The 17,663-nt window shown below is 39.0% G+C and carries 16 protein-coding genes and 1 pseudogene; 9 read left to right on the forward strand and 8 right to left on the reverse strand.

The window, feature by feature from the left end:
- Positions 1-80: 80 nt before the first annotated feature.
- On the reverse strand, positions 81-1,223 hold the full coding sequence (locus F7734_RS02300; RefSeq protein ID WP_166481688.1) for a mechanosensitive ion channel domain-containing protein: 1,143 nt from the start codon (positions 1,221-1,223) through the stop codon (positions 81-83).
- 109 nt (positions 1,224-1,332) lie between these two features.
- Positions 1,333-1,683: a hypothetical protein gene (locus F7734_RS02305; RefSeq protein WP_155743203.1), complete on the reverse strand. Its 351-nt coding sequence runs from the start codon at positions 1,681-1,683 to the stop codon at positions 1,333-1,335.
- A 575-nt stretch (positions 1,684-2,258) separates the two neighbouring features.
- Between F7734_RS02305 and F7734_RS02310 the strand changes: the two genes are divergently transcribed.
- From F7734_RS02310 to F7734_RS02320, 3 genes are all read left to right on the forward strand, one after another.
- The gene (locus F7734_RS02310; protein ID WP_155743204.1) at positions 2,259-2,891 is read left to right on the forward strand and encodes a hypothetical protein; all 633 of its coding nucleotides are present in this window, start codon (positions 2,259-2,261) and stop codon (positions 2,889-2,891) included.
- 254 nt (positions 2,892-3,145) lie between these two features.
- Positions 3,146-4,153 carry a DUF2382 domain-containing protein gene (locus tag F7734_RS02315; RefSeq protein ID WP_155743205.1) on the forward strand — a complete coding sequence of 336 codons (1,008 nt, stop codon included), beginning with the start codon at positions 3,146-3,148 and terminating at the stop codon, positions 4,151-4,153.
- Between the two features lie 15 nt (positions 4,154-4,168).
- Positions 4,169-4,558: a peptidoglycan-binding domain-containing protein gene (locus F7734_RS02320; protein WP_243146639.1), complete on the forward strand. Its 390-nt coding sequence runs from the start codon at positions 4,169-4,171 to the stop codon at positions 4,556-4,558.
- 89 nt (positions 4,559-4,647) lie between these two features.
- Here F7734_RS02320 and F7734_RS02325 read toward each other — a convergent pair whose 3' ends face one another.
- Positions 4,648-5,049: a DUF3611 family protein gene (locus tag F7734_RS02325; RefSeq protein WP_155743206.1), complete on the reverse strand. Its 402-nt coding sequence runs from the start codon at positions 5,047-5,049 to the stop codon at positions 4,648-4,650.
- Positions 5,046-7,499, reverse strand: a complete 2,454-nt coding sequence (locus tag F7734_RS02330; protein WP_155743207.1) for a glycoside hydrolase family 31 protein — start codon at positions 7,497-7,499, stop codon at positions 5,046-5,048. The genes F7734_RS02325 and F7734_RS02330 overlap by 4 nt, the downstream gene beginning before the upstream one ends.
- A gap of 659 nt (positions 7,500-8,158) precedes the next feature.
- On the opposite strand from F7734_RS02330, the gene F7734_RS02335 reads away from it, so the two are divergent.
- From F7734_RS02335 to F7734_RS02345, 3 genes are all read left to right on the forward strand, one after another.
- The gene (locus F7734_RS02335; protein WP_155743208.1) at positions 8,159-8,548 is read left to right on the forward strand and encodes a hypothetical protein; all 390 of its coding nucleotides are present in this window, start codon (positions 8,159-8,161) and stop codon (positions 8,546-8,548) included.
- Positions 8,549-8,935: 387 nt separating this feature from the next.
- Entirely contained in the window at positions 8,936-9,175 is a 240-nt protein-coding gene (locus F7734_RS02340) for a hypothetical protein (protein WP_155743209.1), read from the forward strand.
- Positions 9,176-9,771: 596 nt separating this feature from the next.
- Positions 9,772-10,524, forward strand: a complete 753-nt coding sequence (locus tag F7734_RS02345) for a fasciclin domain-containing protein (protein WP_155743210.1) — start codon at positions 9,772-9,774, stop codon at positions 10,522-10,524.
- Between the two features lie 627 nt (positions 10,525-11,151).
- Here F7734_RS02345 and F7734_RS02350 read toward each other — a convergent pair.
- On the reverse strand, positions 11,152-11,319 hold the full coding sequence (locus tag F7734_RS02350) for a hypothetical protein (protein ID WP_155743211.1): 168 nt from the start codon (positions 11,317-11,319) through the stop codon (positions 11,152-11,154).
- A gap of 92 nt (positions 11,320-11,411) precedes the next feature.
- On the opposite strand from F7734_RS02350, the gene F7734_RS02355 reads away from it, so the two are divergent.
- Both F7734_RS02355 and F7734_RS02360 read left to right on the forward strand, forming a co-directional pair.
- Positions 11,412-11,738 (forward strand): hypothetical protein, encoded by a 327-nt coding sequence (locus tag F7734_RS02355; protein ID WP_155743212.1) that lies wholly within the window; start codon positions 11,412-11,414, stop codon positions 11,736-11,738.
- 558 nt (positions 11,739-12,296) lie between these two features.
- Positions 12,297-12,920: a DedA family protein gene (locus F7734_RS02360; RefSeq protein ID WP_155743213.1), complete on the forward strand. Its 624-nt coding sequence runs from the start codon at positions 12,297-12,299 to the stop codon at positions 12,918-12,920.
- A 36-nt stretch (positions 12,921-12,956) separates the two neighbouring features.
- Here F7734_RS02360 and F7734_RS02365 read toward each other — a convergent pair whose 3' ends face one another.
- The 3 genes and pseudogenes from F7734_RS02365 to F7734_RS02375 form a co-directional block, all read right to left on the reverse strand.
- Positions 12,957-13,721, reverse strand: a complete 765-nt coding sequence (locus F7734_RS02365) for a M48 family metallopeptidase (protein WP_155743214.1) — start codon at positions 13,719-13,721, stop codon at positions 12,957-12,959.
- A 575-nt stretch (positions 13,722-14,296) separates the two neighbouring features.
- Positions 14,297-14,539, reverse strand: a pseudogene (locus F7734_RS02370) (hypothetical protein); the annotation flags it as partial.
- Positions 14,540-14,659: 120 nt separating this feature from the next.
- Positions 14,660-15,523 carry a hypothetical protein gene (locus tag F7734_RS02375; RefSeq protein WP_155743215.1) on the reverse strand — a complete coding sequence of 288 codons (864 nt, stop codon included), beginning with the start codon at positions 15,521-15,523 and terminating at the stop codon, positions 14,660-14,662.
- 1,535 nt (positions 15,524-17,058) lie between these two features.
- Between F7734_RS02375 and F7734_RS02380 the strand changes: the two genes are divergently transcribed.
- Complete coding sequence (locus F7734_RS02380) at positions 17,059-17,652, forward strand: hypothetical protein (protein ID WP_155743216.1); 594 nt, start codon at positions 17,059-17,061, stop codon at positions 17,650-17,652.
- Positions 17,653-17,663: the final 11 nt, after the last annotated feature.

Consider the following 17,663-nt stretch of genomic DNA (forward strand, 5'->3'; position numbering starts at 1 on the left):
ATTTTAATGAGTACTGGTTGAGCAACTTCTTCAAATTGAATAATATTTTCAATAATTTCTGTAAAATTCATAAATGAGCTTTAAATTGTAATAGGAGAATCAACATAGATAGTTGGCTCACCAATATCAAAGGCGATACCGTATTCCTTCAAACGTTGGGTAAGACTTTGATTGGCAAGAGTGAGAAGTTGACGCCGCAGTTCCATTGAAACTTCACCAGAACCTAAGATAAAAAAGGTAATTTGTGCCTGCGTTCTCTTTGTGGTTTTTAGCTTAGAAGGCTGCCCTACTTGCTCTTGCAAATCTTTAAAAATGACATCCGTGCTACGCGTATCAATGCCAAAGATATCAACTGTACTTTCAAGGATAACCTGGCGAATCAAAGCTTGTTCTTCATTCTCGATCACCCGATAAAAGTTTAAATAAATAATTGCCATAACTTTCTTAGCGCCAGTGAAGTTTTCAATGTTAACTTGGGTTAGTGAACTGTTAGGGACAATCATTACCGTACCTTTACCAGATGTGCGAATTTTGGTGGAACGCAAGCCTATTGATTCAACTCGTCCAAAAGTTCCATCCGGTAAGCCAATATAGTCATCAATAACAAAGGGACGATCCAGATAAATCACTACACCACCTAATAGTTGTTCTAGGATTTTCTGGGCGGCAAAGGCGATAGCAAGACCACCTACTCCTAAACTAGCTAATATTCCAAAAATATTGATTTGATGAGTTTGAGCAAAAAGAATAATTGCTATAACTACAATAATAATATTCGCGAATAACTTAGTAACAATCAGTAATTCACTATTAACTTTTCGTCCATTTTTAATGGCTGCTTCTAACAGATAAAAATCAAAAAAATACTTGAAGAATTGAGAGCCTAACCAGCTGACAGTAATAGTTAAGGCTAATCCGATAGGAATTTCTATAAGCCTAGACCACTTAGAATCTGGTAATGCAATTGCAAAGATATCGGTCAGAAAAAGACCAAAGGCAACTACCAGCCAACCTTCATAAGGCTTGACGACTTTTTGATAAGCAATTCTTTCTTTCAAAGCAGTAAAACGAGCTAGTTGCGATCGCGCAAAACTGGCAGTACACAAACTCACTAGAGGTAACATGAAGCCACCACTGATGAAAGCCAACAATCCAATCACTCCTAAAGTGCCGACTTCTAATCTCCTATCGTTACTCAAAACTTCAAGCAAGGAATCTAGCACTAGTAAACTCCTTTCAAATGATATATGCTATGAAATTTCACTGAAATAGAACTAAGTTTCTAGATATTCGAGCAATCCTCTAATCGGAATCTCCATTTTAGACTTAACTCTAGATTTGCCCTAAAATCAAGTGAATTCCTACTTTTCTGCCCATTTCACATATCCGCTTGCAGGTAGACTCAAACAGGGATTTAAGCTCTTTCTCTCCTATTAAATCAGTGCTCTTATTAAAGACTACAGCGACGTGAGGTATTCGTTCACGCCCTATTTTATTGTAGCTGTCAAGATTGACCACCTTTACACTTTTAAGCATCTTATAGCGCTTATTCATTTCATCTTCTAGCAGAGATAAAGCGCAGAGAGCGGAAACTACATCTTGGCAATTTGCACGCCACAACCAAGGGGTACTTCTCCCAAATTTTAGAAGAGAATCGTCACGGTTGTTGATAATTTGTACCATTTAAGCATTCATCCTCCAGCTAAAAAAATCAATCTTTGATGCGTTAGTTGTGAGCTTATATTGCTCTTGGCAGTGAGAAAAGATCGTTTTACACTTTGATAGGCAAATATTCCGAGTCAGTTTTTGATTGTTACAGCTACACTAAATTCTGTCAAACATCTGATAGGATAACCGTGCCATATTCAGATTTGTTAAACTTTTCTCTTTTTAGATATATATTAATTGAACTATGAAACTTTAACTAGTTTCAAAAGTTAGACCTAATGCTTGCGAAATTTCTAACTTTTGATAGAAGTTATAAATATTGTGAGTGTGTTCCACAAGTTTTCCACTATTTAGATATATCTTCAAACCAGAAGCGAGTGTTTTGTAGTGGAATATCTTGGCAAGCAATGGAATTATCCATGCAGTGGATTGGAAGCATCCCAATTTGGTACATTGCTCTCAGAATAGAATTCTGGGGTTATACAAACAAAATCCGCGCAAGCGGACTTTATATAAGGTAATAACACTCAAGAAATACAAATTGGATTCCTTGAGAACGCCTATTGCAAAATGATTTTAGAGGTTTGGAAATGAAGAATATTTGGTCAAAGCACCTTTTTGAGTTGCTGATTTTTTCTACAACGACAATTCTTGGAAGCGGGTTGTCTGCTCAAGCACAAACTGCACCGACTTCCGGTAAAATCTCAACTAAGGCTGCCGATTTGTTGACTCCACAGCCGACCATAAAGCCTACGAATGAAGCCTCTAATGAGGTGGCTCAAGTAGATGTTAACCCAGGTCGAACTACACGTAGTGGTTCTAGTTATATCGGGATTGCAGGTAACATTGGTCTGGGTGGTGACTCAGCTATAGGCGAAGGTAGCTTTATGGTGATTAGCAAAGTCGGGCTAACGCGAACTATATCTTTGCGACCATCTGTAGCGGTTGAAGATGACCCCGTTGTGCTTGTTCCTCTCACCTATGACTTTAACTTACGAAGGGAGGATGTTTTTGAAGAAACTTTTTCTGTAGCACCCTACGTCGGAGCTGGTGTAGCGATTGAAACGAGCGATGATACGGACGTTGGCTTACTGTTAACTGGTGGTTTAGATGTTCCTCTAAATAACAACTTCACGGCAAATGCTGCGGTGAATGCAGCCTTTTTGGATGAAACAGATGTGGGGTTAGTGCTGGGAGTTGGTTACAACTTTACTGGTTTCTAGAAAGATTAGAAAATTATTTTTCAGTTAGAGACAAAACTTTCAGTAAAACAAGATTGTTGCGCCTTCTGCCTTAGGCGCTTTTTACTTCTGCCTCCATGTACTAACTAACCGTTTAACAAAGTTGCACTATTTCTTTAGTAGTATTTTTAAGAAAGTAGAGGGTTCCTCCACCAGTTCTCCACCTGTTAGATTTAGACTCAAAAAATGAACAAGTTGAATTGTAATTAGTAAAATTTTACACTGGGTATATTGATATGGCTCTTTACCAGATTGAAGACTTTGATACAAATTACCACGAGAATTCACAAAATAATAATATCAAAAATATTGAGGTTTATTCAGACATAAATGACGAAAAAGTTGGCAGTATCAAAACTATTTTAGTTGATGATACAGGTCGTATACGTTATTTAGTAGTTGATACAGGTTTTTGGGTTTTTGGCAAGCAAGTATTGCTACCAATTGGTCGTTCTCGTGTAGATTACAATGCAAAGCGTATCTATGCTAAAGGGCTGACTAAAAACCAAGTAGAAAATTTACCTGAGTTTCAGGATATTGAAAAGGTTGATAGCAATTATGAACAACTGGTACGCAAAGTTTACCGTACTCCAATAGTAGATCCAATAGTAGAAATTCCTTTGGAGACATCAACGCCTTTAGAAGCATCAGCACCTTTGGATCTTCCACCAGCTTATGCTGAACCGAAAGAAAAACCTGTTATCAAACCTGCTACCAAACCTGCTACCAAACCTGTCACAACACCTGTTTACCAAAGTGATGCTTACAGTGATACTTACATTTATGAACAAGAACCTTCTTTGTACGAAGTGAATGAGCAGAATCATCAAAGTCTCAAGCTATATGAAGAACAGCTAATTGCAAATAAAAATCGTGTAAAGAGAGGAGAGGTAACGGTTGCTAAACACGTGAAAACTGAGACAGCACGAATTTCTGTACCCGTTGAAAAAGAACGAGTGATTGTAGAACGTACTACTCCTACGGACGTTGGTCAGGTAGTTTCTCCTGACAAAGCAGACTTCCGCGAAGCAGAAGTTGCACGCATAGAGATATATGAAGAAATAGCTCAGATTCAAAAGCAACCTGTAGTGAGTGAAGAAGTCAAAATTAAGAAGGTTGTTGAACAAGATACACTTGAGACTCAAGAAACGATTCGTCGAGAAGAACTGGACATTCAAACTGATGAACCCATTCAACAGGGATCTAGACTAAAACGCCCTCGGACGAATAATAAGTTGCATTAAGAGGATTTAACCATCATGTTAGCTAAAATTACGAAATTTATTCGCGCCAATCTCATGTCACTTGGTGTAGTTTCTGCCTTTGCCATAGCCCCTGTATTTATTGGCATTTCACCAGCAAACGCTCAAATTTATGTTGATGGATATCTCGCTGAATATAATCCTGATACAGCTCCTGTTTTGAATTTTGGCGATAGGGGACCATTAGTTAGAGATATTCAAGCTTTTTTACGCAGCAGGGGATACTACTTTGGTCGAATTGACGGTATCTATGGTCGAAGAACAGCTCAAGCCATTAGAAATTTTCAATTTGTAAATGGTCTAAGAGTGGATGGTGTTGTTGGAGAAAATACTTGGCAGGCTTTGTCTAATCGAAGTACATTTGACTATTATGGTTTTTACAACTAAGGATTAGGCAATGTTTTTAGAACAGGATCGTGCCATCCTCTTTATAGCGATCGCAGTTAGAAGAATTGCGATCGCGATTAGTTTAACGCTCATAACTCAGGGTGCAGCCAGATAAACAGCCCAACAGAAGCAATTGTTCCGACAAAGTGAGCGATGATACCACTCATATTTGCCATAGCCACAAAGATATCGAGCGAGCGAATAATGCGAGCCGGGTCATAAATTGCTACCCCTTGAGGTTGGGCAATGGATTTTGCCAGTAGCAATCCCAGAGCCGATGCACCTCCTATAATGAAGAGCAACATTCCCACAGAAGCTGCAATCACAGCAATTCTTTTTCCTTCCCAAGCAGTGGAAAGACCGGGAATAACAGTAACTTGCGGTTCTATATCAATGATATAGGGTTCGATTAAACCGTAATTTAAGAGTGTGTCAATCAATCCCAATAAACCTAGTAAAAAGTATTTAATTATTTTGATAATCCGCTTCATAAATTAGCTTGCGAATTCTGCACGTATTGAAACTTTCCTTGCAATCGAACTTGCTCAAACCCATCAACATCCAAACGATTTTCAAAAGAAGCAACCGACTTACCATCTACCCAAGCTTGCTGAAGTTCAAAACCGTGGAGGTGAAGTTGCACACTCTTGTAAGGAAAGCGGTACTCTCCTTGCTGTTGCCAAGTCAGTTCCAAACTCTTCTCGTCTCTGCTCAGGTGGAATTCATCTACCCGCCAATTGCCATATCCATCACCAGCATCACTATATACCTGACCTTTACAATTTCCTTCCTCTGGAGGATAGATATGGAGAATTAACCTTTCTTCCACTTCCATTGGAAGGATACTACCTGCCTTTGCTAGCAGAGGTATTTTTTCTAAAGGTGCTGCTATCTCAATTTGCTTTCCTCCTTTTATCAAAGCATCGTTCCAGAAGTTGTACCAGTATCCTTTCGGTAAAGTCGCTTTGCGTGAAGTCGCTCCTTCTTCTACAATTGGGTAAACTAAGAGTGCATTGCCTAACAAAAAAGCATCTTCAATATTCCACAGGTTTTGATTATCGGGCTCAATCCAGAACAGAGGTCGCACGGGGGAATGTCCAGTAAGAGTTGCTTCCCACGCTAAGGTGTAGAAGTAAGGTAACAGTCGATAGCGCAAGTGCAAGAATTCTCGAATAATATTGAGCGCCTCTTCACCATAACTCCAAGGGGTACGCGGTTTTGCATTGTCGGCACAATGGGTGCGACAAAAGGTAAAAAAACAAGCCATTTGGAACCAGCGCAGGTAAAGTTCTGATGAAGGATCTCCTTTAAAACCGCCAATATCCGGTCCAGTATAGGGAATGCCTGAAAGTCCCATTCCTAAAACTGTTGGTATCGTTTGACGCAAACCTTCCCAACTGGTAACTATGTCGCCCGTCCATGTCCATGCGTAGCGTTGCAATCCAGCCCATCCCGCACGTGCAACAATAAAAGGACGTTGCTCTTGTCTGTACTCACGCAAACTTTCATACCCCGCTTTTGCTTGCAGCAAGCCATAAATGTTATGTGCCTCCTGGTGGTTACCACCCCGTCCTTCCATAAAGTGTATGGTGTCGCATCTAGGTAGAGTGCGATCGCCCCACAAAACCAAAACTGCTGGTTCGTTCATATCATGCCAAAATCCTGTAATACCCAAATCAAGCAGATATTCATACTGGCGACTCCACCAATGACGGGCTTGAGGATTTGTGAAATCTGGAAAAGCACACCATCCGCTCCATACTGGAGCTAGCACTGGATTTCCATTGGGGTATTTGCAAAATACGTCTTGTGCTCGACCCTCTTCAAAAAGTTTATTCTTTCGATCCGCCTTGATTCCTGGACTGTTGATGGCAATTAACCGCACACCCCGTTCTGCAAGTTCTTTGCTAAATTCAGTCAGTTTGGGAAAGCGGTCTGGGTCGATGGTGAAGGCGCGGAAGTTTTCTTGGCAGTCAATGTCTAAGTGAATAGCGCTCAAGGGCAGATTGTGGGTTTTAAAGCCATCAGCAGTTTTTCTCACTTCTTCTTCCGTTTCATATCCCCAGCGAGACTGGTGATAGCCCAAAGCCCAGCGAGGAGGTAAGGGCGGACGACCTGTCAATTGAGTGTAGTGTTCTAGTACGCGATCGGGGGAACCAAAGGTCAAATAATAACGCAGCGCTCCTCCTTCAAAATCAACTGTTGCAACATCTTTGAAGGTGAAGGTTGCTGGATAAGAATTTTCGTAGAAAATGAGGTAACTGCCGTTTTGATACAAACTCATGTAAAGGGGAGTGCATAGATACAGTGGGTCGTCTCCCGGTCCATATATTCCCGGCCAATCAGAATTCCACATACGGTAGCTTCTGTTTGGATCGGATCGTAAATTGAAAGGGGCGGCGCGTTCTCCCAAACCATAAATGTGTTCGTCCGGACGCAACTTCGCCTGATGCACCCAACCCTCATTTTTGAATCGCGGCGATACCCTTACCTGTCTCTTGGGCGGCATTTCTTTCCGCAAAATTTCCCCGTTAGCGTCTTGAAATTCCAAACCGCCATCGGCACTCACAATAACTTTCAGGGCGGTACTGGATACTGCCCAACAATCATCCTGTTGTTGAAATGTCGTTTCAACAGTTGACCAATCATTACAGGCAATGGCATAAGGAATGGGAGGAACACCTAGTTTCCAATCCACTTTGACAAAATCATCTCTTAGAAAACAGATTTCAAGTTCGAGATCCTTGAAGTAGAAGCGCCCGCCCTTAGCGGTTTGCTCAGTCCGGACAATGTTTCCAGTTTTTTCAGAAGCTTCTAAAGTTTTGGAATTACGAGTTTGGCGTTCTAGGCGATCGCGTTGTAGTGGATATATCAGCGACCCTAAAAACCTTTGGAGTTTTATTAAACGTAGGTTTATTGATAGCAGTTTGAGTATCTTCATATTAATACATCTGAACCATTGACAACTACAATAGGTTCGCCACGAAAGAATCGTGCGTCACTTACTGTGAAGAACTTAAACCAATTCTCTGAATCGATCTACTTCTAATCTTCCAATAAGAAGTTTTTCTTTTTACTTCTATCAGTTTAGATGGAAGTAAAACGAAAAAGTTGAATAGCTCCACTTGATAAGAACGATGAGGAACTATCTACACAAGATAAGCTTGAATAGTGGAAAAGTCGTGAAGGAAAAAAGACAACTTTATCTGCGTCCGTCCCCGTTCATCTGTGGTAGAAGATACAGAGAGGCTGTGGCAGCAGGCTTCCAGCCACATACAGCTAAACTAGTTAGATGGCTGAGTTGATTGCAGTCGTTGCTAGTCTCGCCAAAAAGTCTGGAAACTCTGAATAAGAGTATCAATTCTCCACGAGTTTTCCACTATTTAATTGTTAATTTAGAGAAACATAGCAGTTCTATTTGCTCTGTAAAAATTATCAATCATTTCTAAATCTAGAGTACTAAGAAAAGAGAGAAGAGAGAATTTGACGCATGATTTAAGATTGCTAGAGTATCTTACTCGTTTATAGTTTTTTTAGTTGGAATGTAAACTCACACATTGCACCTGTTTCAAAAATCGTTAAAAAATTAGGAGTAATTATATGCATTACAAACAAGCAATACAAACATATTATCCATTCAGAAATACAACTTATCAGTCAAATCAAAATTATCAAACAATTAAACTTCAACCAACACAATATAATGAGGTCAAAGTCTTTGATACTTTTATTGAGCAAGGAGGAACTACTCTAGCTTTAATTGTTTTTTTGAGTGGGTTGCTAGCATTTTTAAATATTAAGATTTCAAAAGGAACATCAGAAAATTTATTTAATGACTCAGAAATTAATTATACTTATCCTTATGATTTGCCCTGCTCAAAATGTTATTTCTTTTCAAAAAACCACTATTTACCCTGTGCCGTCAACCCTACGATTGTCATGAGTGAAGAAGCAAAGAACTGCTCTGATTATTTATTTTACAAAAAATAGACAATTATCTTTAAAAATTTTTGTAAAATATGAAAATGCTATCTTAATTAAGTAGCATATCTTAACTTAAAAACATGATTTTAGTTAATTTTGCTTCTTCATTTCATTAAGTACCTTGATTAAACTTAAATTTGCTTCTGTTTTCTCATACATTTAAATAAATCTAAATTTTTTATGTATGAGTTTCTTCGCTTCTATGTTTTTTAGTCATATTTTCCATAATACTTAGATCTAATACTTAGATAATAATTCTACATCACAGTGGTTATGCTTGTTTAGTTAAAGAAAATGTTAATATATATATAAAGTTTTATGATTATTTAAATTAAATTTTATATATTTTACTATTCATTTTTCAGTATTTTTTTGTTGAGTAAGGAGTCCTATATGAAAACCAATTTTGTTCGGTCGAGTCTGTTATCTTTTGGTTTTATCTCAGCAATTTCATTAGCTGTTTTATCCTTTGGCAATCAACCCGCACGCGCTCAAACTTCTGAAAACTTCATAAACGTAAAAGACAAATTAGTTCAGGAATTTGGCGTAAATCCGAGCTTAGTTCGACCAATCACATCGTACTATCGTAATTTACCTATAATCGTAACACAGTCAACTCCGGTAGTACGATGAGTAGAATAGAGCGCTTTTCACCTGCATCAAATACATAAATGTTGGGTTTCGTTCCTCAACCCAACTTACGTTTTTCGTATTTTTAGGCAAAACCTACGCAGTATTGGATCGCTATTCCCATTGTCAATATGATTGGTACCCACTTTTCTGGTAAATTGACTTCGCTTGGGTTACTCAATTGGATTGAGTAAAAGAGAAGCGTAGCACTGATTTCATTGAGCAGCTATTCCTTTAGTAGTAATTGTAATAATTTCCTGAAATTATGCACGAGTTTTCCACTATTAAAGTTTAAATTCAGATTGTTAATAGTTACTCGTTCCTTATATTAAGTTGAGCTATTAAGTTGAGTAGCTCAACTTTTTCGTAAACTTGATATTCAAACGGGTTGAAGTGTCAAGATTTTTTTTAAGAATTCTTATTAATAACTGGACAATCTAAACATCAATTTTGAGATGTTCGGTTAATGCTTTATAAAGATGAAATTTATTCACGAAATTTCCACTATCTACCAATAACCTTTAAAAGTGAAATCTCTTTGTCGTTCATTTTTCAAACACCCTTAAACAACTAGTCAAAGTATAGAGGAGGTAGTCTTTATGAAACTCTCATTCAAATTATTTGCTGGTCTTGCTAGTGCTGTGGGTTTTGCATTTGGAATTCAGGTTCCTACTCTAGCTCAAGCCACCCCCAGACCAACTCAAGTCACCCCTACTCCTAAAGTTGTTCCAACTCCTAACATCAATAATGTACCTGCGTCAGATCTACCCTTCTTCACCAGTACAAACACTATTGTTGTACCCCGTAATGCCCAATCTATGACTGCTGGAGAAGTTGTATCCTTAAGTCCATCATTCGAGATGCTCAACTCTCTTTTGCAAGTTGCTGGGCAGAACTCCGATCTCATTTATGAAATCAATAATGATGATGACTTTTACAGAGTTTACGCTCCTACTGATGAAGCTTTTGCTGCTCTTCCAATCGGCACTGTTAAACTTCTAGTACAACCGGAAAATCGAGACTTACTCAAACAAATTCTTTCTTATCACATTAGACAATCAGAAGGAGAAGTAGAGATCCAAGAATCCGGTATTGGAGCTACTTCCACCCCTAACGAGCGGTCATCAGCCGTATCTCAAGAGCCTGGATTAACTGGAGAAGTAAATGAAGGGTTAGATGCACAGACCTCTGAAGAATTAGTAAGATACAAAGCTCTTGTCATCGGTACACCCCTTCAGGTGGACAACGGTGTTATCTACCCTATTAATCGCTTGTTGCTCCCACCCGAACTGCAAGCTCAACTGAATTCCAGTCTTTATCCTGAAACTACTCAGTTGGCTACAAGGAACTAAATTTTTTCTATGTTTGGTTGGAGCGATCGCAAAGCACATTATACTCCAACCAAGCTCCGCTTAATTGCCTCTAAGTGGAACTTTGAGGAGAGGGTTCTGAAAAGGAACCCTCTGGGCATAACGGGCGATTCCTTTACCAATCAATATATGGCGAGCGCAAATTCACAACTAGAGTCACATATGGTGAAAATGTCTTCTTCTAAATATGTTATTAATCATATCAATTCTCCACGACTTTTCCACTATTTAATTGTTAAGTTGGAGAAACACAGCAGTTCTATTTGATCTGTGTAAATTATCAACCATTCCTGAACCAAGAGTGCTAAGAAAAGAGAGAAGAGAGAATTTGACGCGTGATTTAGGATTGCTAGAGTATCTTGTTCGTTTATAGTTTTTTTACTTGGAATGACAACTCACATATTGCACCTGTTCCAAAAATCGTTTTTTTTTGCAATTTTTACAGTCTATGAATCCGTTTTCTTTGATAATAGCGCTGATTTGATGGGAGCCAAAGAGCTTGAATAATTCGTCAGAATTCAGAATTCAGAATTCAGAATCGATTTGGTTGGGGATTCCGACCCACAACCAATCATTAACCACCAAATTTACAATGCGTGGTGCGGTGTTTCACCACTTATTCATCCGCCAGTCCCACTCAGGTAATTCTGAATTCTGGCGACTGACTCCTGAATTCTTTCTTGTTAAATCCATATTTGAATCTACCTGTAAGCGGATAGGAAAAATCGGTAAGGCTGTCGGAATCCATGTAATTTTGGGGCATTTGTAAAGTTTCATTAAGTTAATAGACAAATATTTAGGGATCTGACTTTATCTTGTTTTTTTTCCTGCCCTATCTATGACCGTAAAGTTTTTAGTTAGGAGAGTTTATGAATCAACTCAATCACCTAAGCCAAAAAAGTATTGAGCTAGTGGAAACAATTTGGGCGACACTCTGGGTGAGGCTACTGATTGTTCTTTTAGCTACTCTTTTATCTGCAATTGCAGGTCCTAGTTCCGCGCTCAATCCCTATCTCTGTCCTGGCTTTTTGTACAGAGAGCCTTACAACCATAGGGTCTTGGTTCCTCAGTCATGCCCACCTAATACTATAACCCAACAGCAGCTTGCGCGAGCACAATCTCCTAATCAGTTCGAGGAATGCAGTTACACCAAGGGCTTGTCCTGTTCAATCGCCTCTGTTGTAGAATTGCAATAACGCGACATATGGGTGGCGGGCATTCGACGCCATCGTTCTAACTTTAGAGCATAGATAATCAAGTGTTTGGCGCTGTTCTTGATTGAAGCATATGGAGTTGACTAGTGCTGGATTCGGTGTTTTTAAATAAGGATGTGAGATTACAAATCGGCTGGCTGGGATTGGTTATGCTCTTGGCGTTCGTTAGTGGTGGTTTGTTTTTCTCTAAAAAAACGCTATAAACTCCCAAAACTCGGAAACAATTAATCGTGTAATCGTGTACGCGGATTCATGCCAATGCGAGGCTAAATCGCCAACAGTGTCGAGGATTGAATCACTCTTTTTTTCACGAGACTCAATCGCGAATAGTCTTCGTATTACACCGTTTATCTGACAATGCTTTTTCTAAGTGTTACACGGTATCACCTTTAGAAGATCCAGAATCACCTTGTTTCCTTGGACAGTAAGGTGTTAATTCCTCTCATCCTGACAAATTATTTATCTATAGTGCTGATACCTACGACTATCTTCATCGCCGCAAAAAAAGGAAAAAGCGCAAAAATTAACTAAATAAACTTTATGGTTGAGTGGATTACTAACGTTATTTCTTCCCTTGGTTATCTAGGAATCGGTGTATTGATGACGATAGAAGGCTTTTTCCCACCCTTACCCTCCGAGTTGATTCTGTCCTTAGCAGGATTTAGTGTCACTCAGGGGAAGTTAAGCAGTTTACTTTGGGTAGTTGTGGCAGGGACAATAGGCTCTGTAATAGGTGTTCTCCCCTGGTATTATATTGGCAAGCTTGTGGGTGAACAACGGTTGAGAGAGTGGATAGACAAACATGGTAAGTGGCTGAGGTTATCTGGTAAGGACATTGACAGAATGAACCATTGGTTTGGAAAATATGGACGAAGGGCGGTGTTATTTGGTCGGCTTGTCCCAACCATTCGCACTTACATTTCTATCCCTGCAGGTATAGAAGCGATGCCTTTGCTGCATTTCTTACTCTATTCCTTAGTAGGTATTTCCTTGTGGGTGGGACTTTTAGCATACGCAGGCTATGTACTAGGACAAAATTACCAACTGGTGAAAAAGTTCTTGAGCTTCATTGTTCTGGTTATAATTGCAGCAATCGTAATTGTTTATGGAAGTAGGTTCATCATGCATCGGATGCGTAAGCAAGCAGGAAAGAGCAGACGCTAAGTAAGCTTAATGTAGAAATTACGAATTATTTCGATACTACTGACTAGCAGCAATTTTCCTTTGTAAAGCATCAATTCGGTCTTCTGTCGCTGGGTGAGTGCTCAAAAATTTTGGTTGGTTCGGCTGTCTCTCCAACTTTCTCAAGAATGCAATTATCGCATTTGGATCGTAACCTGCTCGTCGTATATACTGCAATCCTTTGGTATCAGCATTGAATTCTGCTTCACGACTATTGGGTAGGTTTACAGCCAGTTGATAAGCTACACCAGCCAAGGCGCTACGATCTATATCAGCAAGAGAGGCTACACCTTGAGCTATTTGCGCTTGTTTAAGCCGATTGACGAGATCGTCATTACAAATGTGAGCAATTTCATGACCTAAAACTGCTGCTAACTGAGCCTCATTATCCACCGCATTCAGTAACCCTCTGTTGATATATACATAGCCGCCTGTCGTCGCAAAGGCGTTAATGCTTGAGTCTTGAACTACATGAAAGTTGAAAGGAGTTTCAGAACAGCCACTAGCTTGAACTAAGCGCTGACCTACTCGGCTAACATAATCATTGGTAGTGAGGTTGTAATTTCTGCGTACCTGTTGGTGAATGTCACTACCTAGTGCAACTTTTTGTTTTGTTGAGAGGTTAGAGATTTGGTAAAGCTGAATTCCACGCAAAAGTAATTCTCCTATGGAAATTGCACTTGCTGGAGCTGGAGTTGTTAATCCCACACCAACAGCGGTACCCAAGCCACCAAGAAACAAAGCAATACCTCTACGCCATTTAGAAAATTGAGAACCAATCATAGTCAAAATGTCAAAAGTGAATGTTTTCCAGTCAAAAAAGTTGGTTTAGTCTTTTTGTTATCAGCAACAATCTTACAATTAGGAGGATTAAAGATAACAAAATCTTTTATTTAGTAGATTCTATTTTGCTCAATCCACCTATCATGTTTCCTTAATGAAAATATAGGTCTCTAATCCCAAAGAAGAACTTGACACAAAGAAAGAGTTTGAGTGGTCAACTCCACTGCTACAAAAATCATTCGCTAGTAAGGTGTTTTCTTGAACCAGAAGAATTTTTTATCCTACTTTATACATTATAAACTAACGACTCCCTTACTGCTGGAAGATTCTTTATAAGAGTCAGTAGGCATAGCCCTACATATTTATACGGTAGGCACTCCAAAAAACGGGATTTTATAGCGATTCGGGAGTAGCATGGAGTTAGTATTACTATTTATTTAAAACATTTAAGTGGGAACATTTAGATAAATAAAGATGTTTTATTTTTTTAGCTCAGGAGTTATACCATTTGTGTATAAACTAACCTGTAGATTATGATTTCTCAGTTTCGTTTTATAGGTAGACTTAGGCAGGCTTTATCGAGCAGTTTGTTCAAGCTGAGTGGGGGTAAGAGATGTCACTAACGAAAGCGGTAGTGGCTTCTGACTGATAGCATTGACGTAATCTGCGCTTAGGTAGCGACGGTAACTTGATTGATCGATGACGTAAGTTAGAAAAAAAGGAACACTCAAAGCTTGAACGTAACTACGCGCCAAGGCAGGGCTAGGACCAGTAACCTCTGTGGGAACGGGAATAGCAGCATTCGGTGATTCTGCGATCGCGGGATAAGTCATTGAGCTTGAGAACTGACGTAGCGTGCGTAGACAGCCAAGTTATCATTCACAATGCCTGTCTTAGCATAGGCTTCGAGAGAAATTAATAGGGATAGACAGCAAACCCTATTTAGCGCTTTGTGGCAATGCTGATGGATATATACCTTCAACAATCAACACAGGCTTAGTGTTATAATCTGCTTCTAGCTGTTTTCGCAACTGTGGGTCAAAAGCAAAATTGTAGTCTCTCTCAAGCTCAGCGATAACGAATTGGCGAAGTGTACCAGTAGCAACAATCCTTTCGCCTTGTTTAATAGGAGCTTTGTCCTTTAGTTGATTTGTAACCAAGACTAACAATGGGTTATTGCCAAGGAGTGTATCATCTTCAAGAACAAATGCATTAGGACCATAAATTCTTGCAATATCAGCAGGTACAGCAATAACTTTGTTGTAGTACATCTTTGGATTTTCTGCGATTTCACCTGGTACCGGCGCTAGTGCAATCGATCGTGCAATAATTGCAGGTCTACCTTCATATTCTCGATACAAATCTTGTTGACCTAAATCCAAGCCGTACTCTTGCTTAATAGCATTGATGTTAAACTTAGCAACCGTACCCGTAACTTGCAATCTTGCATCCTGAGGTTCAGGTAAGTTAACAGGCTTACCTGTATTATTCACAACTGCAATTCTTTCACCACCAAAAACTTCCCTATCAGTAATTGTAAATACGTTATCACTCACCCTATTGATAGGTTGGCTTCTAACAGTAACGAGTTTACCGATGAGGGCATCTGTATTCTTGCTAACTTCTGGTGCAGTAACGTTTTCTTTTTCTGCTATAGTGTCTGCCGTCGGTTCAGAAGTAGTTGCTTGCTGCTCATTGTTGGCACAAGCGGGAAGAAGTAAAGCCGTTAATGCAATGGCTGTGGCACTTATACGAATATTCCAACTTCCTTTGTAATTATGATATTTATTCAGCATTGTCATTTTTCCTCCTTTACTCTTTTCCGGGTACTAAGATTACCGATGTAATTTCTTCTCCCCTGTTCGCTAAAAGCAGCTAACCCAAAGTAGTCCTTGCCTTACGGACTAAGCTTGTATAGCCGCGAATTCTATTCGCTAGGTATTTTGACAAAATTGGCATAGTACCATAGTTTAAGCATAAGTCTCAAAGGTGGAAAACTGGTGGAGAACGCTAGGAATTTTTCAATTGCCTTTCTATTTCTTATTTCTCGTACAACTGTAGAGTTTAGTGATTTCCAAATCAAGAAATAAATTATCCCGGAATGTGGTATGGGCGTCGTCACTGCCCAGTTTATAGGACGAGCTAGAAGCCCATTCCAAAAAAAGTTGAATATTTTTTAATTTGGAATTTCCTTAGATAAAGGTATGGCGAAATGGCTCAGTCACACTGATTTAAGCTCCCTTTGTTTTAAAGTACCTAACTTTGAAGTTTAATATTTTTACTTTTAATTTATCAAAATTTAACGTTAATTTAACCGCTGAGTTTTCAACTATTAATTAACCTAAAAAAATCTGGTTTTTCTTTTAAGCATTCAAACAAACGAACCTCAGCAAATTATATTGCCTGCAATCAAAGCTAGTAGTCTGATAAGACAACTTTAGATGGCTTGTAAGGCTTTAGCCCTCTTTAAGCGCTCTTGGCGCGACTGCAAACTCTTCAATTCTGGGTTGCTAAACCACTAATTTATGTACTCACAAGGTAAAAGCAAACGACTCTGTTAGAGCAACTTTCATCCGCTGATGCCGAAGTTATCACAAGACTTTTGTTGAGGGACTCTCTAGAAATTCAGTCTCCCACAATTGACCAAATACTGTAATCTCTGGGAGCATCCCAATTTGCAAAAAACACCCTTGCGATGTTCGTAATCGCGTCTATACAAACAAAGTCCACGTAGGTGGACTTTCTATAAGTCCTTGCCTTGCGGACTTAGATTGTATAGCCCCAGAATTCTATTCTGAGGGCAATGTGCCAAATTGGGATGCTCCCTAATCTCTTCAAGAAATTGTAATTTGTATAACCAAAATAAATTTTGAAGTTAGTGATTTAAACTTTTGTTTAAAATTTGTTTAAAATTATGTTAAAAAACAAAAATCAAAAATAATTTATTCCTCAAGATACACGAAAAGTTAGTTATCCATCTAGAAAATGTTAGTGTCTTTAATAAACAAGTTTTATTACTTTGTAACCAAAGTTCTGTAGCTGCAAAGTCAAAAAAATCACATACGAGTTTACGAAAATATTAATAACTTGTGTGTTGTAAGTTAGTCAGCGGAAATAAACAAAACTCAGTTAAAAAATATAAATTGTTCTGAAACTTTTATCCATAATGAATGACAAATATGGTTGTAAATAGTTAACGCTATTTATGCAGACCAACTAAGTGGAAATAATAAGGTTTTTCCTCCAGCTATTATCTCTGTTACTTTTCAATAAGCTTTTTTAAGCAAAGAGTGAGTTTAGTTCTTATTAATAAAAACTAGAAGTAGGTCATTTAAAAATGGAGAGTACAAAGACAATCAAACTGACAGTACTGGCTGTCATAACCGCAGTCACTTTCTTCCTCGGACTGACTCTATTTGAAGGAATTCCCGAGATCCCTGTAGATATAGATTTTAAACCGTTTTTTATTCCCATGTCATTCGTTGCTCTCGTTCCAAAGGGTTGGCCTCTCTTTGCCGTCTCCTTAGGAGCAATGCTTGGAGAATTCCTTCGAGATTTGCTTGAAGGTTATGAGATCGACGATCCCATTGGAGCAGTAGGCTACGTTGTAGGCTTTATGGCTGCAGGTTACCTCATTGGTAACCATCCTCTGAATAAATTTCTTGTTGCTGTTGGAGCTATAGTCGCAGGATTTGTCCATGCAGCAATTGAAGCCACAGCATTCATTATTTTTGACGAAGAAACCTTTAGAATTGCTGTCTTGGCTGCTATCGGAAATACAATCACTGACGGCATAATCCTGGGCGCTATCCCAACTCCCTTTATTGTGCCACAGCTCTATGGTCGTATTGAACGCTACTTGGGTTATGCACCTCGTGGCAAAGAACGACGCTATCGAAGACAAAGACAAGCTCATGCGAGTCACGGTTAATTAGCTTTTTT

The organism is Scytonema sp. UIC 10036, assembly GCF_009725235.1.